1 protein-coding gene is annotated in these 17,331 nt (G+C 74.0%); it reads left to right on the top strand.

Going from position 1 to position 17,331, the window contains the following annotated elements:
• Positions 1-16 precede the first annotated feature (16 nt).
• A complete protein-coding gene (locus ACZ59A_RS05470; protein ID WP_470953805.1) occupies positions 17-17,296 on the top strand; it encodes an SDR family NAD(P)-dependent oxidoreductase in 17,280 nt (5,759 codons plus the stop codon).
• Positions 17,297-17,331 lie beyond the last annotated feature (35 nt).

Below are 17,331 nucleotides of genomic sequence, written 5' to 3'. Positions count from 1 at the left end.
CATGGGTGAGACTCCAATGGCGGATCAGGACAAGATCCTCGACTACCTCAAGCGGGTAACTGCCGATCTGCACCAGACGCGGCAGCGTCTTCGCGAGGTCGAGTCGCAGGAGCCTGAGCCGATCGCGATCGTCGGCATGAGCTGCCGGTTCCCCGGAGGCGTCACGTCTCCGGAGGAGCTGTGGCAGCTCGTGGCCGGTGGCAGCGACGCCATCACGGACTTCCCCACGGACCGGAACTGGGACGTCTCGTCGCTCTTCGACGCGGACCCGGACGCCCAGGGCACCAGCTACACCGACAAGGGCGGATTCCTGGCGGGCGCGGGCGAGTTCGACGCCGGGTTCTTCGGGATCAGCCCGCGCGAAACCCTCGGCATGGACCCGCAGCAGCGGCTGCTGCTGGAAACGTCCTGGGAGACGTTCGAGCGGGCCGGGATCGACCCGGCCACGCTGCGCGGCAGCAAGGCCGGTGTCTTCATCGGCACCAACGGGCAGGACTACCCGGAGCTGTTGCACGGGCTGCCGCAGGGCGTCGAGCAGTATCTGCTGACCGGCAACGCGGCGAGCGTCATCTCCGGCCGCATCTCCTACACCTTCGGTCTGGAGGGCCCGGCGCTCACCGTCGACACGGCGTGCTCCGCGTCGCTGGTGGCGCTGCACCTGGCCGTGCAGGCGCTGCGCAACGGCGAATGCTCGCTGGCGCTGACCGGTGGTGTCACGGTCATGAACAGCCCGCGCGCGTTCATCAACTTCAGCCGTCAGCGGGGCCTCGCGCCCGACGGCCGCTGCAAGGCGTTCGCGGACGGCGCGGACGGCACCGGCTGGGGCGAGGGCGTCGGCATGCTGCTCGTCGAGCGGCTGTCGGACGCCCGTAAGAACGGCCACCGGGTGCTCGCCCTCGTCCGCGGCTCGGCCATCAACCAGGACGGCGCGTCCAACGGTCTGACGGCGCCGAACGGCCCGTCCCAGCAGCGCGTCATCCGCCAGGCGCTCACCGACGGCCGCCTCACCCCGGCCCAGGTGGACGCCGTCGAGGCGCACGGCACCGGCACTTCGCTGGGCGACCCCATCGAGGCGCAGGCCCTGCTCGCCACGTACGGGCAGCACCGGGCCGAGGGCCGCCCGCTGTGGCTCGGCTCCGTCAAGTCCAACTTCGGGCACACCCAGGCCGCGGCCGGTGTCGCCGGAATCATCAAGATGGTCAAGGCCATCGAGCACGGCGTCCTGCCCAAGACGCTGCACGTCGACGCGCCCTCCGGGGACGTCGACTGGTCGGCGGGCGCCGTGTCGCTGCTCACCGAGAACACGCCGTGGCCGGAGACCGGACAGCCGCGCCGCGCGGGCATCTCCTCGTTCGGCGTCAGCGGTACGAACGCCCACACCGTCATCGAGCAGGCGCCCGCCGAGGACCGCCAGCCGGAGGCGGCCGCCGGTGAGTGGTCCGGGCTCGGCGGGCAGCTGCCGCTGCTGGTGTCCGGGCAGAGCGCGCGGGCGCTGCGCGCCCAGGCCGCGCGGCTCGCCGCCCATGTGCAGGACGACCCGGGCCTCGGCCTGGCCGACCTTGCCCACTCCCTTGCCACCACCCGCGCCGCGCTGGACCACCGGGCCGTGGTCCTCGCGGGCGACGGCGGCCGGGACGACCTGCTGCGCGGGCTGGCCGCGCTCGCCGAGGAGGGGCCCGCGAGCGGGCTCGTCCGGGGCGAGGTCGGCGAGGGCAAGGTCGCGTTCCTGTTCACCGGGCAGGGCAGCCAGCGCACCGGCATGGGCCGTGAGCTGTACGCGGCCGTCCCGGCCTTCGCGAAGGCGCTGGACGAGGTGTGCGCCGAGCTCGACGGCCACCTCGAACGGCCGCTGCGCGACGTCATGTTCGGCGACGACAGCGGATTGCTGGATCGCACCGGTTACACCCAGCCCGCCCTGTTCGCCCTCGAAGTGGCGCTGTTCCGGCTGCTGGAGACGTGGGGCGTCAAGCCCGACTTCCTCGTCGGCCACTCCATCGGCGAGCTGGCCGCCGCCCATGTGGCGGGCGTGCTGTCGCTGACGGACGCGGCGAAGCTGGTCGCCGCGCGCGGCCGTCTGATGCAGGAGCTTCCCGGCGGCGGCGCGATGATCGCCGTGCAGGCGTCCGAGGACGAGGTGGCGCCGCTGCTCACCGACCGCGTGAGCATCGCCGCTTTGAACGGCCCGACCTCCGTGGTCATCTCGGGCGACGAGGACGCCGCCGAACAGATCGCCGCGTCGTTCGAGGCACAGGGCCGCAAGACCAAGCGGCTCACCGTCAGCCACGCGTTCCACTCGCCGCACATGGACGGCATGCTGGAGGCGTTCCGCGAGGTCGCGCGGAGCGTCACGTACGCGCCGCCGGTCATCCCCGTCATCTCCAACCTGACCGGCGCTTCCGTCTCCGCCGACGAGATCTGCTCGCCCGACTACTGGGTCCGGCACGTCCGGCAGGCCGTCCGCTTCACCGACGGCATCCGCGGGCTCGAAGAGTACGGCGTCGCCACCTTCGTGGAGCTGGGCCCCGACGGGGTGCTCACCGCCATGGCGCAGGACTGCGTCACCGCCGACGGCGCCGCCTTCGTGCCCGTCCTGCGCGGCGACCGCCCCGAGACCACCGCCCTCACCGACGCGCTCGCCCGCGCCCATGTGCACGGCGTGGCCGTCGACTGGGCCGCCGTCTTCGCCGGTTCCGGCGCCCGCCGCGTCGAACTGCCCACCTACGCCTTCCAGCGCGAGCTGTACTGGCCCGAGCCCCCCGGGCCCTGGACCGGCGACGTCACCGCCGCCGGGCTCGGCTCGGCCGACCACCCGCTGCTCGGCGCCGCCGTCTCGCTCGCCGACGCCGCCGGATTCCTGTTCACCGGCCGCCTCTCCCTCCAGACCCACCCGTGGCTGGCCGACCACGCCGTCATGGACACCGTGCTGCTGCCCGGCACCGCCTTCGTGGAGCTGGCCATCCGCGCAGGTGACCACGTCGGCGCCGACGTCCTGGAGGAACTGACCCTTCAAGCGCCGCTCGTCCTGCCCCCGCAGGGCGGGGTGCAGGTGCAGGTGTCCGTCGGCGCGCCGGACGCCACCGGCCGCCGCTCGCTGACCCTGCACTCGCGGCTCGAAGAGGCCGCCGACGGCACCTGGGGCGAGGGCGAGTGGACCCGCCACGCCACCGGTGTGCTCGCCACCGGCGCCACCACCCCCGACGACCGCCTCACCACCTGGCCCCCGGCCGATGCCACCGAGGTCCCCGTCGACGGGCTCTACGACTGGCTCACGACAAGCGGATTCGCCTACGGCCCGGTGTTCCAGGGCCTCAAGGCCGCCTGGCAGCACGGCGACCACGTGTACGCCGAGGTCCGCCTGCCCGACAGCGCCCGCGCCGAGGCCGACCTGTTCGGGCTGCACCCGGCGCTGCTGGACGCGGCCCTGCACGCCGTCGGCATCGGCTCCCTCCTGGAGGACACCGAACACGGCCGCCTCCCGTTCTCCTGGAGCGGCGTCCGGCTGCACGCCGTCGGCGCCTCCGCGCTGCGCGTGCGGCTCTCGCCCGCGGGCCAGGACACCGTGGCCGTCCTGGTGACCGACGAGAGCGGCGCGCCCGTCGCCTCGGTCGACGCGCTGCTGCTGCGCCCGGTCTCGCCCGAGCAGGTGACTTCCGCGCGCGGTGCCTTCCACGACGCGCTGTTCCGCGTCGAGTGGACCCCCGCCCCCGTGCCCTCCGCCACCACCGTCGTGGCCGGGCAGTGGGCGCTGCTGGGCGACGACACTCCCGCCCTGGCCGCCGCGCTGCCCACCGCCGCCGGTTACCCCGACCTGGCCGCGCTCGGCGAGGCCGTGACCGGGGGCGCCCCGGTGCCGCAGGCCGTCGTCGCGCCGTTCTTCCCGGCCGACCCGGAGGGCTCGGTCCCGGAGGGCTCGGTCCAGGAGGGTTCGGTCCAGGAGGGCGTACGCGACGCCCTGCACCGCGCGCTCGAACTGGCCCAGAACTGGCTCGCCGACGACCGCTTCGAGGGCTCCCGGCTGGTCATCGCCACCCGCGGCGCCGTCGCCACCGCAGCGGACGCCGACACCGAGGACCTGGCGCACGCCCCGCTGTGGGGCCTGCTGCGCTCCGCGCAGTCCGAGAACCCGGACCGCTTCACCCTGGTCGACATCGACGGCGGCGACGCCTCGTACCGCGCGCTCGCCCCCGCCTTGGCCACCGGCGAAGCGCAGCTCGCGGTCCGCGCCGGATCCGTCGTCGTGCCGCGCCTGGCGAAGGTCGCCTCCGACGCCGCCCATACCGCCCCCGCCCTCGACCCCGAGGGCACCGCCCTGGTCACCGGCGCGACCGGCACCCTGGGCGGCCTGGTCGCCCGCCACCTGGTCGCCGAGCACGGCGTACGCCGCCTGCTGCTGCTCAGCAGGCGCGGCGCCGACGCGGACGGCGCCGCCGAACTCGTCGCCGAACTGCGCGCCTCCGGCGCCGACGTCACCCTCGCCGCCTGCGACGTGGCCGACCGCGCCGCGCTCGCCGAGGTGCTGGCCGCCGTCCCGGCCGCACACCCGCTGACCGCCGTGGTGCACACCGCGGGCGTGCTGGACGACGGGGTCATCGGCTCGCTCACCGCCGAGCGCGTCGACCGCGTACTTCCCCCCAAGGTGGACGCGGCGCTGAACCTGCACGAGCTGACGCGCGAGCTGGACCTGTCCGCGTTCGTCCTGTTCTCCGCCGCCGCCGGAACGCTCGGCGGCCCCGGACAGGCCAACTACGCGGCCGCCAACGCCTTCCTCGACGCCCTCGCCCAGCGCCGCCGCGCCCAGGGGCTCCCCGCCACCGCCCTCGCCTGGGGCCTGTGGGCCGAGCGCAGCGGCATGACCGGCGAGCTGGACGACGCCGACCTCCAGCGCATCACCCGCGCCGGGGTCACCGCCCTCACCTCCGACGAGGGCCTGACCCTGCTGGACACCGCGCTCGCCGTCGGCGACCCCGCGCTCGTCCCCATGCGTCTGGACCTGGCGTCGCTCGCGGGCGCGCCCGTCGCGATGGTGCCGCCGCTGCTGCGCGGCCTGGTGCGCGGCGGTACGACCCGCCGCGTCGTGGAGGCCGCGGACGGCGCCGCCCCCGGCGGGCTCGCGGAACGGCTCCTCGGGCTGTCCGTCCCCGAACGCGACCGGCTGCTGCTGGAGATCGTCTGCGGCCAGGTCGCCGCCGTCCTCGGCTATGCGGGCCCGGAGGCGGTCGGCGCGGGCCGCGCCTTCAAGGAGCTGGGCTTCGACTCGCTCACCGCCGTCGAGCTGCGCAACCGCGTCGGCGCCGTCACGGGCGTACGGCTCCCGGCCACCCTCGTCTTCGACTACCCGACACCCACCGCGCTCGCCGGTTTCCTGCGCACCGAAATCCTCGGCGACCAGGCCGACGAGGGCGCCGCGGCACCCGCGACGGCCCTCGCCGTCGCCGACGACGAGCCGATCGCCATCGTCGGCATGAGCTGCCGCTACCCGGGCGGCGTCACCAGCCCGGAGGAGCTGTGGCAGCTCGTCATGGGCGCCACCGACGCCATCTCCGGCTTCCCCACCGACCGCGGCTGGCAGCTCGACGGACTGCTCGGCGACGACCAGGGGCAGACGGGCACCAGCGCCACCATCGAGGGCGGATTCCTCTACGAGGCGGGCGAGTTCGACCCGGACTTCTTCGGCATCAACCCGCGCGAAGCCCTCGCCATGGACCCGCACCAGCGGCTGCTGCTGGAGTCCTCCTGGGAGGCGTTCGAGCGCGCGGGCATCGACCCGGCGGCGGTGCGCGGCAGCCGGACCGGCGTCTTCACCGGCGTCATGTACCACGACTACCTCTCCCGGCTGACCGCCCTCCCCGAGGGCCTGGAGGGCTACCTCGGCACCGGTACGGCGGGCAGCGTCGCCTCGGGCCGCGTCGCGTACACCTTCGGCCTCGAAGGCCCGGCCGTCACCATCGACACGGCGTGCTCGTCGTCCCTCGTGGCCCTGCACCTGGCCGCGCAGGCGCTGCGCAGCGGCGAGTGCACCATGGCGCTCGCGGGCGGCGTCACCGTCATGTCCACCCCGGACACCTTCATCGACTTCAGCCGTCAGGGCGGCCTGTCGGCCTCCGGCCGCTGCAAGTCCTTCTCGGCGGAGGCGGACGGCACGGGCTGGGCCGAGGGCGTCGGCATGCTGCTCGTGGAGCGGCTGTCGGACGCGCGTCGCAATGGCCACCAGGTGCTGGCCGTCGTACGCGGTACGGCGGTCAACCAGGACGGTGCGTCCAACGGTCTGACGGCGCCGAACGGACCGTCGCAGCAGCGTGTCATCCGCCAGGCCCTGGCCGGTGCCGGTCTGTCCGCCGCCGAGGTGGACGCGGTCGAGGCGCACGGTACGGGGACCACGCTGGGCGACCCGATCGAGGCGCAGGCGCTGCTCGCCACGTACGGCAAGGAGAAGAGCGCCGAACAGCCGCTGTTCCTCGGCTCCATCAAGTCGAACATCGGCCACACGCAGGCCGCCGCCGGTGCCGCGGGCATCATCAAGATGGTGCAGGCGATGCGGCATGGGGTGCTGCCGCGGTCCCTGCACATCAACGAGCCGTCGCCGCACGTCGACTGGGAGCCGGGCACCGTCTCGCTGCTCGCCGAGGCGAGGGAGTGGCCGGAGACCGGCCACCCGCGCCGCGCGGGCATCTCCTCCTTCGGCGTCAGCGGCACCAACGCCCACGTCATCATCGAGCAGGCCCCCGAGCCGGAGCCCCGCCCGGTGGCCGAGGCCGCGCCCCGCGCGGCCGGAGTGCTGCCCTGGGCCCTCTCCGGCAAGTCCGCCGACGCGCTGCGCGCCCAGGCCGTACGGCTGCTCGCCCACCTGGCGGAGCGGCCCGAGTTGCCGCTGACCGACCTCGGCTACTCCCTCGCCACCACGCGCGCCGCGCTGGACCACCGCGCGGTGGTGGTCGGCGAGGACCGCGCCGCGCTGATCACGGGCCTGGAAGCGCTGTCGCGCGGCGAGTCGGCCGCGGCGCTGGTCGAGGGCTCGGTGGCGGACGGCAAGGTGGCGTTCCTGTTCACGGGCCAGGGCAGCCAGCGGCTCGGGATGGGCCGTGAGCTGTACGCCACCTACCCGGTGTTCGCGGAGGCGCTGGACGCGGTGTGCGACGCGCTCGACACACACCTCGAACAGCCCCTGAAAACGGTTCTGTTCGGTGACGACGCCTCGGTGCTCGACCGGACGGCCTACACCCAGCCCGCCCTGTTCGCGGTCGAGGTGGCGCTGTTCCGGCTGGTCGAGGCGTGGGGTCTGACGCCCGACTACCTCTCCGGCCACTCCATCGGTGAGCTGGCCGCCGCGCATGTGGCGGGTGTGCTCTCGCTCGCCGATACCGCGCAGCTGGTGGCCGCGCGTGGCCGCCTGATGCAGGAACTCCCGGCCGGTGGCGCGATGATCGCGGTGCAGGCGTCCGAGGACGAGGTGGCGCCGCTGCTCACCGAGCGGGTCAGCATCGCCGCTGTGAACGGGCCGTCGTCCGTGGTCATCGCGGGTGACGAGGACGCGGTTCTGGAGATCGCTTCCGGTTTCGAGGAGCGGGGTCGTAAGACCAAGCGGCTCACGGTGAGCCATGCTTTCCACTCGCCGCGTATGGACGGGATGCTGGAGGCGTTCCGCGAGGTGGCCGAGGGGCTGTCGTACGAGGCCCCGCGCATCCCGATCGTGTCCAACCTGACCGGTGAGGTCGTCTCCGCCGACGAGATCACGACGGCCGACTTCTGGGTGCGCCACGTCCGCGAAGCCGTGCGCTTCCTCGACGGCATCCGCACCCTGGAGACCCAGGGCGTCACGACGTACCTCGAACTCGGCCCCGACGGTGTGCTCACCGCCATGGCGCAGGACTGTGTCACCGAGGGCGCCGCCGCATTCGCCGCCACCTGCCGCAAGGACCGCCCCGAGGCCGAGACCGTCACCGCCGCCGTCGCCCGGCTGCACGTCCGTGGCGTGGCGCCGGACTGGGCGGCGTACTACGACGGGACCGGTGCGTCCCGCGTCGACCTGCCCACGTACGCCTTCCAGCACCGCCGCTTCTGGCTGACGAACCCGGCGGGCTTCGTGGGCGACGTGGAGTCGGCGGGCCTGGGCCGGGCCGACCACCCGCTGCTGGGCGCGGCCGTGGAGCTGGCCGACTCCGACGGCTTCCTGCTCACGGGCAGGCTCTCCCTCGAAACCCACCCGTGGCTGGCCGACCACGCCGTCATGGGCACGGTCCTGCTGCCCGGTACCGCCTTCGTGGAGCTGGCGATCCGCGCCGGTGACCAGGTGGGCTGCGACCGGCTGGACGAGCTGACCATCGAGGCGCCGCTGATCCTCCCCGAGCGCGGCGCGGTGCAGCTGCAGATCGTGGTCGGGGCCCCGCAGCCCGCCGGGCACCGCACGCTGGAGCTGTACTCGCGGGCCCAGGACGCGCCCGCCGACGTGCCGTGGATCCGGCACGCCAGCGGTGTGCTGGTGGCGGGCGCCCCGCAGCCGTCGTTCGACCTGACGGCGTGGCCGCCGCCGGGCGCGGAGCCCGCCGACGTCGACGGGCTCTACGACCACCTGGCGCAGGGCGGTTTCGCGTACGGCCCGGTCTTCCAGGGCCTTGAGGCGGCGTGGCTGCGCGGCGACGAGGTGTTCGCCGAGGTCCGGCTGCCCGAGGGCGCCGAGGCCGACGCCAAGGCGTTCGGGCTGCACCCGGCGCTGCTGGACGCGGCGCTGCACAGCACGTTCGCCCGTCCCGACGGCGATGAGCAGGGCAGGCTGCCGTTCTCCTGGGGCGGGGTGTCGCTGCACGCGGTCGGCGCCGGTGCGCTCCGGGTGCGGCTGACCCCGGCCGGGACGGACGCGGTCGCGCTGGAGCTGGCCGACGGAACCGGCGCCCCGGTGGCGTCCGTGGAGCAGCTGGCGCTGCGCCCGGTCGCGGCCGGGCAGCTCGCGGGCGCCCGCTCCGCCGCGTACCACGAGTCGCTGTACCGGCTGGACTGGGCCACCGTGCCGCTGGCCGCGGAAGGCACCGCGCGGTGGGCGGTGCTCAGCGGCGGCGCGCCCGCCGCGCTGACGTCCGGCGCGCCGGTCCACGCCGACCTGGCCGCGCTGGGCGAGGCCGGGACGGCGCCCGAGTACGTCCTCGCGTACCTCGACCCGCGCGGTGCCGACGGCGACGAGGCGACGGGCGCGGTGCACACCGCCACCCAGGAAGCCCTTTCCCTCGTACGGGAGTGGCTGGCCGACGACCGGTTCGCGGCCTCACAGCTGGTCCTGGTGACCCGGGGCGCGGTGGCCACCGCCGGTGACGCGGGAACGCACGACCTGGCGCACGCCCCGGTGTGGGGTCTGGTGCGCTCCGCGCAGTCCGAGAACCCCGACCGGCTGGTGCTGGTGGACCTCGACGGCACCGACGCCTCGTACGAGACGCTGGGCGCCGCGCTGGCCTCCGGCGAGCCGCAGTTCGTGCTGCGCCGAGGCGCCGTCCACGCGCCCCGGCTGGCGCGCATCGCCGCCGACGGGCCCATGGCGCCGCCGGCCGGTGAGCAGGCGTGGCGGCTCGACATCGAGGACAAGGGCACGCTGGAGAACCTGACCCTGCTGCCGAGCCCGGAGGCCGCCGCGCCGCTGGAGGCCGGACAGGTGCGGGTCGCGGTCCGGGCCGCCGGTGTGAACTTCCGCGACGTGCTGAACGCGCTGGGCATGTACCCCGGTGACGCGGGCCTGATGGGCAGTGAGGGCGCGGGTGTCGTCCTCGAAACCGCCCCCGATGTCACCGATCTGGCGCCCGGCGACCCGGTGATGGGCATGCTGCCCGGCGGGTTCGGGCCGCTGGTGGTCGTGGACCGCCGCATGGTGGCGCCGATGCCCCAGGGCTGGTCGTACGCCCAGGCCGCGTCCGTGCCGATCGTCTTCATGACGGCGTACTACGCGCTGCGCGACCTGGCGGACCTGCGTGGCGGGGAATCGCTGCTCGTCCACGCCGCCGCCGGTGGTGTCGGCATGGCCGCCGTGCAACTGGCCCGCCACTGGGGTGTGGACGTCTACGCCACCGCCAGCCCCGGCAAGTGGGACACGCTGCGCGGCCTCGGGCTCGCCGACGACCGCATCGCCTCCTCCCGCGACCTGGCCTTCGAGGACACGTTCCGCGAGGCCAGCGGCGGCCGTGGCGTGGATGTCGTACTGGACTCGCTGGCCCGGGAGTTCGTGGACGCGTCGCTGCGGCTGCTGCCGCGCGGCGGCCGGTTCGTGGAGATGGGCAAGACGGACGTCCGCGCGCCCGAAGATGTCGCGGCCGCCTACCCGGGCGTCTCCTACCAGGCATTCGACCTGACCGAGGCGGGCCTGGACCGCATTCAGGCGATGCTGTGCGAACTGCTGGAGCTGTTCGACCGGGGCGCGCTGCGGGCGCTGCCGATCACCGCATGGGATGTGCGGCAGGCCCCGGACGCGTTCCGCTACCTGAGCCAGGCCCGCCACATCGGCAAGGTCGTCCTCACCGTGCCCGCCGCGTGGAACCCGGACGGCACGGTGCTGATCACCGGCGGCACCGGCACCCTGGGCGGCCTGGTCGCCCGGCACGCGGTGACCGAGCGCGGCGCCCGGCATCTGCTGCTCACCAGCCGCCGCGGAGAGCAGGCCACGGGCGCGGCCGAACTCGCCGCCGAGCTGCGCGAGCTGGGTGCCGCGGTCACCGTCGCCGCCTGCGACGCGGCCGACCGGGACCAGCTCGCCGCCGTCCTGGCCGCCGTCCCCGCCGCACATCCGCTGACCGCCGTGGTGCACACGGCCGGTGTGCTGGACGACGGGGTGATCGGCTCGCTGACGGCCGAGCGGCTGGAGAAGGTGCTGCGGCCCAAGGTGGACGCGGCGCTGAACCTGCACGAGCTGACCCGGCACCTGGACCTGTCCGCGTTCGTCCTGTTCTCCTCGGCGGCCGGTACGTTCGGCGGCCCGGGCCAGGCCAACTACGCGGCGGCCAACTCCTTCCTCGACGCCCTCGCCCGCCACCGCCAGGCCCAGGGCCTGCCCGCCACCTCCCTCGCGTGGGGCCTGTGGGCCGAGGCCAGCGGCATGACCGGCGAACTGGAGGCCACCGACAAGTCCCGGATGAGCCGGTCCGGTGTGCAGGGGCTGTCCTCGGACGAGGGCCTGGCCCTGTTCGACGCCGCCCAGCAGGTGGGCGACGCGTTCCTGGTGCCCATGCAGATCGACCTGGCGTCGCTCACGGGCGCGACCGTCTCGGACGTGCCGCCGCTCCTGCGCGGCCTGGTGCGCGGGGGTACGACCCGCCGCACCGCCGAGTCGGGCGCCGCGGGCGACGGCTCCTCGCTGCTGGAGCGGCTGGTCCGGCTGGACGCGGCCGAGCGCGATCAGCTGCTGCTCGACCTCGTACGCGCCCAGGTGGCCGTGGTGCTCGGCCATGACTCGCCGGACGCGGTCGAGGCCGCCCGGGCCTTCAAGGACCTCGGCTTCGACTCGCTGACCGCCGTGGAGTTCCGCAACCGCCTCGGCGGCGCCGCCGGGCTGCGGCTGCCCGCCACCCTCGTCTTCGACTACCCGACGCCCACCGCGCTCGCCGGATACCTGCGGGACGAACTCCTCGGCTCCGAGGCGGCCGCGGCCATCACGGCGCAGGCCAGGGGCGGTAAGGGGGCCGCCGAGGCCGAGGACGACCCGATCGCCATCGTCGCCATGAGCTGCCGCTTCCCCGGCGACGTCCGCACCCCCGAGGACCTGTGGGAGCTGCTGGCCGAGGGCCGCGACGGCATCTCCCGGCTGCCGGACGACCGGGGCTGGGACATCGAGGCGTTCTACGACCCGGACCCGGACCGGCCCGGCACGTCGTACGCCCGCGAGGGCGGGTTCACGTACGACGCCGCCGACTTCGACCCGGAGTTCTTCGGCATCAACCCGCGCGAGGCCCTGGCGATGGACCCGCAGCAGCGGCTGCTGCTGGAGACGTCGTGGGAGTCGTTCGAGCGGGCGGGCATCGACCCGGGCACGCTGCGCGGCAAGGAGGTCGGCGTCTTCGTCGGCCAGATGCACAACGACTATGTGTCGCGGCTGAGCACCGTCCCCGAGGGCGTCGAGGGCTACCTCGGCACCGGCGGCTCCAGCAGCATCGCCTCCGGCCGGGTGTCGTACACCTTCGGCTTCGAGGGCCCGGCCGTCACCGTCGACACGGCGTGCTCGTCGTCCCTGGTGGCGCTGCACCTCGCGGCGCAGGCGCTGCGCAACGGCGAATGCACGCTGGCGCTGGCGGGCGGTGTCACCATCATCACCACGCCCGCCGTGTTCACCGAGTTCAGCCGCCAGCGCGGCCTGGCCACGGACGGCCGCTGCAAGCCGTTCGCGGCGGCGGCCGACGGTACGGCCTGGGGCGAGGGCGTCGGCATGGTGCTCGTGGAGCGGCTGTCGGACGCGCGTCGCAACGGCCATCAGGTGCTGGCCGTGGTGCGCGGTACGGCGGTCAACCAGGACGGTGCGTCCAACGGTCTGACGGCGCCGAACGGCCCGTCGCAGCAGCGCGTCATCCGCCAGGCCCTGGCGAACGCCGGGCTGTCCGCCGCCGAGGTGGACGCGGTCGAGGCGCACGGTACGGGGACCACGCTGGGCGACCCGATCGAGGCGCAGGCGCTGCTGGCCACGTACGGCCGTGAGCGGCCGGAGGGGCAGCCGCTGTGGCTGGGCTCCATCAAGTCCAACTTCGGCCACACGCAGGCCGCGGCCGGTGTCGCGGGCATCATCAAGATGGTCCTCGCCATGCGGCACGGGATGCTTCCGCAGTCCCTGCACATCGACGAGCCGTCGCCGCACGTCGACTGGTCGGCCGGGGCCGTCTCCCTGCTCGCCGAGCCGAGGGAATGGCCGCAGACCGACCGTCCGCGCCGCGCGGGCATCTCCTCCTTCGGCATGAGCGGCACCAACGCCCACGCCATCATCGAGCAGGCCCCCGAGCCGGAGCCCCGCCCGGCGGCGGAACCTGAGGGAGCCACGGGGGCCACGGGGGCCGCGCTGCCGTGGGTGCTCTCCGCCAAGTCCCCGGAGGCGCTGCGCGCCCAGGGCGCCCGGCTCCGTACCCATGTGGCGGACCACCCCGAGACCGCCCTGGCCGACCTCGGCTACTCCCTGGCCACCGGCCGCGCCTCCTTCGACCACCGGGCGACGCTCGTCGCCCGCGACCGCGACGGGCTCTTGGCCGGTCTGGACGCCTTGGCCGAGGGGCGCACCGCGCCCGGGCTCGTGGCGGACACGGTGGCCGAGGGCAAGGTGGCATTCCTGTTCACGGGCCAGGGCAGCCAGCGGCTCGGCATGGGCCGCGAGCTGTACGAGGCGTACCCGGTGTTCGCGGAGGCGCTGGACGCGGTGTGCGACGCGCTCGACACACACCTCGAACAGCCCCTGAAGACGGTCCTGTTCGGGGACGACGCCTCGGTGCTGGACCAGACGGCCTACACCCAGCCCGCGCTGTTCGCGGTTGAGGTGGCGCTGTTCCGCTTGGTCGAGACATGGGGTGTGAAGCCCGATGTCCTGTCCGGCCACTCGATCGGCGAGTTGGCCGCCGCGCATGTGGCGGGTGTGCTGACGCTCGCGGACGCCGCGAAGCTGGTCGCGGCCCGTGGCCGTCTGATGCAGCAACTGCCGACCGGCGGCGCGATGATCGCCGTGCAGGCGTCCGAGGACGAGGTGACGCCGCTGTTGAGCAAGCGCGTGAGCCTCGCGGCCGTCAACGGCCCGACCTCGGTCGTGGTCGCGGGCGACGAGGACGCGGCAGCCGAGCTGGGGGCGTCGTTCGAGGCCCAGGGCCGCAAGACCAAGCGGCTCACGGTGAGCCACGCGTTCCACTCGCCGCACATGGACGGCATGCTGGACGCGTTCCGCCAGGTGGCGGAGGAGCTGACGTACGAGGCCCCACGCATCCCGATCGTCTCCAACCTGACCGGTGCCTTGGTCTCCGCCGAGGACATCACCACCCCGGACTTCTGGGTGCGCCACGTCCGCGAGGCGGTCCGCTTCCTCGACGGCATCCGCACTCTGGAAGCCCAGGGCGTCACCACGTACGTGGAGCTGGGCCCGGAAGGGGTGCTCACCGCCATGGCGCAGGACTGCGTCACGGACGAGCGCCACGCCTTCGCCGCCACCCTGCGCGGTGGCCGACCCGAGCCCGAGACGCTGCTCACCGCCCTCGGCCGGGCCCATGCCCGGGGCGTCGCCGTGGACTTCGAGGCGCTGTACGCCCCGTACGGCGCGCAGCGGGTGGAGCTGCCGACGTACGCCTTCCAGCGCCGCCGGTTCTGGCTGGACGTCGGACCCACCGGCGGCGACGCCACCGCGATCGGTCTGCACGCGGCGGGCCACCCGCTGCTCGGCGCCGCCGTGGAACTGCCCGACGCGGACGGCTTCGCCTTCACCGGACGGCTGTCCCTCCAGACCCAGCCGTGGCTGGCCGACCACGCCGTGATGGGCACGGTCCTGCTGCCCGGCACCGCCTTCGTGGAACTGGCGCTGCGCGCCGGGGAACACGCGGGCTGCGACCGGCTGGACGAACTCACCCTGGAAGCACCGCTGATCGTGCCCGAGCAGGGCGCCGTCCAGCTCCGCCTGTCACTCGCGGCCCCCGACACCACCGGCCGCCGCGCGCTGACGATGCACTCCCGCGCCGAGAACGCCCCGGCCGACGAGCCGTGGCTGCGCCACGCGACCGGCGCGCTGGCGGCGGACGCGGAGGCGGCTGCGTTCGACCTGACCGCGTGGCCCCCGGCCGACGCCGAGCAGATCGCCGTCGGCGGCCTCTACGACGGCCTGGCCGATTCAGGCTTCGGCTACGGCCCGGTCTTCCAGGGCCTCGAAGCGGCCTGGCGGCGCGACGACGAGGTGTTCGCCGAGGTCCGGCTCCCGGAGGGCGCCGAGGCCGAAGCCAAGACCTACGGCCTGCACCCGGCCCTGCTGGACGCGGCGCTGCACGTCCTCGGCCTGGCCGCCACGGAAGAAGACGGCGGCCAGGGCCGACTGCCGTTCTCATGGACGGGCGTCTCCCTGCACGCGGTGGGCGCCTCCGCGCTACGGGTCCGCCTGTCGGGCACGACCACGGGCACGGTGTCGCTGGCCCTGGCGGACACGACGGGCGCCCCGGTGGCCTCGGTAGAGGGCCTGGCCCTGCGCACGATCTCCCCGGACCAACTGGCCGCAACCCGCCCGAGCGGCACGTCGGACACCCTGTTCGGCGTCGACTGGGCCGTCATCCCGACGGCGTCCGAGTCGGTGTCCACAACCGGTTGGGCGGCCGTAGGCCCCGACACCCTGGGCCTGCCCACGTACCCGAACCTGGCGTCGCTGGCCGATGCCCTGGAGACGGGCGCGGAGCCCCCGGAGTACGTAGTGGTGTCCCTGGCAAGGCAAGCCAGTTTGGACGCGGCACTTGAAAGCCCAGGTGGGGCAATTCAAGCCCGTCCGGCGTTTGAGGACACGCCCGAAGGGCGTTCTGGCCCGCACGCCGACGGTGCGGCGTCTTCAGCCCGTCCGGCGTTTGAGGACCGGGGCCTTGGGGCGGAGCCCCACCACGCGGCGGAGCCGCATATCGATGCTGCGGGAAGGGGCGGGGTGGGGGAAAAGTCCCCCGCCGAGGCGGCGCATCAGACGACCACCCACACCCTGGGCCTACTACAGCAGTGGCTGGCCGACGACCGCTTCGCGGAAACCCGCCTGGTCATCCTCACCTCCGCCACAGACCTGGCCCACGCCGCCGCCCGCGGCCTCATCCGCTCCGCCCAGGCAGAAAACCCGGACCGCATCGTCCTGGTCGACACCGAGGACCACGACACCTCGCTGAACACACTGGCGACGGCCGTCGCAACCGACGAACCCCAGCTGGCCATCCGCAACGGCGAGGTCAAGGCCCCCCGCCTGGCCCGCGCCACCACACCGACGCAGGACGAAGCCACCGAGTGGGACCCGGACGGCACGGTCCTGCTCACGGGCGCTTCCGGCACCCTGGGTGCCCTGTTCGCCCGCCACTTGGTGGCGGAGCGTGGCGTACGAAACCTCCTCCTGGTGAGCCGCCGCGGCGACGCGGCGCCCAACGCTCAGGACCTGACCACCGAGCTCACCGACCTGGGCGCCACCGTAAGCTGGTCGGCCTGCGACGTGGCAGACCGCGACGCCCTGGCCGAAACGCTGGCCACCATCCCCACCACCAATCCCCTCACGGCCGTGGTGCATACGGCAGGCGTGCTGGACGACGGCGTCATCGCGTCCCTCACCCCGGACCGCCTCGCCAAGACACTGCGCCCGAAGGCAGACGCGGCGTGGAACCTCCACGAACTCACCCAGGACCAAAACCTGGCGGCGTTCATCGTCTTCTCCTCCGCCGCCGGAGTCTTCGGCGGCGCAGGCCAAGGCAACTACGCAGCAGCCAACGCCTTCCTGGACGCCCTGGCCCAGCACCGCCAAACGAAGGGCCTCCCCGCCACCTCCCTAGCCTGGGGCCTGTGGTCGGTGGCCGGAGGCATGGGCGGTGAGCTGGACGAGACGGAGATCGCCCGCATCCGCCGAGGCGGCATCGGCGTGCTCACGGCGGACACCGGCCTGGAGCTGTTCGACGCCACGTACGGACAGACCGAACCACTCCTGGTCCCGATGCCCGTCGACATGGCGGCACTGCGCGCCCAGGCAGGTGTAGGCATGCTGCCGCCCCTCTTCCGCGGCTTGGTACGGGCGACTCCCGCCCGCCGCGCGGCGGAATCCGCGGCGGCGACCACCGGCGGAGCGGACGAGCTGCGCGCAAGGCTCGCCGGGCTGTCCGAGCCCGAGCGGGACGAAGCGGTGCTGAACCTGGTCTGCACCCAGGTGGCGGCCGTACTCGGCTACGCCGGGCCGGAAACGGTCGACCCGGCACGCTCGTTCAGCGAGGTCGGCTTCGACTCGCTCACCGCGGTCGAGCTGCGCAACCGGCTGAACGCGACCACCGGAGTCCGGCTCCCGGCGACGCTGGTCTTCGACTACCCGACACCGAACGCACTGGTCCAGTACCTGCGGGGCGAGATCCTGCCGGACGAGGCGACGACGGGGGTCACCTCCCTGCTCGCCGAACTCGACGGACTGGAAAAGTCCCTGGCCGGGGCCGCCGAGGCCACCCCGGACGACGAGGACCGGAACAGGATCACCGCACGCCTGCAGGCGCTGCTCGCGCAATGGAACGACAACCGAGGACCGGAAGACGGCGCCGACGTCGTCGGCGAGATCGAGTCCGCGACGGACGACGACCTCATCGACTTCCTCGGCAAAGAATTCGGGATCTCCTGAAGTGACCGTGGCCGACGTAAAGGGACCCGACTTCC

Source organism: Streptomyces sp. NPDC040405 (assembly GCF_055595765.1).
The sequence above is the reverse complement of the archived record's forward strand: the minus strand, read 5'-3'. Positions and strand labels throughout refer to the sequence as shown.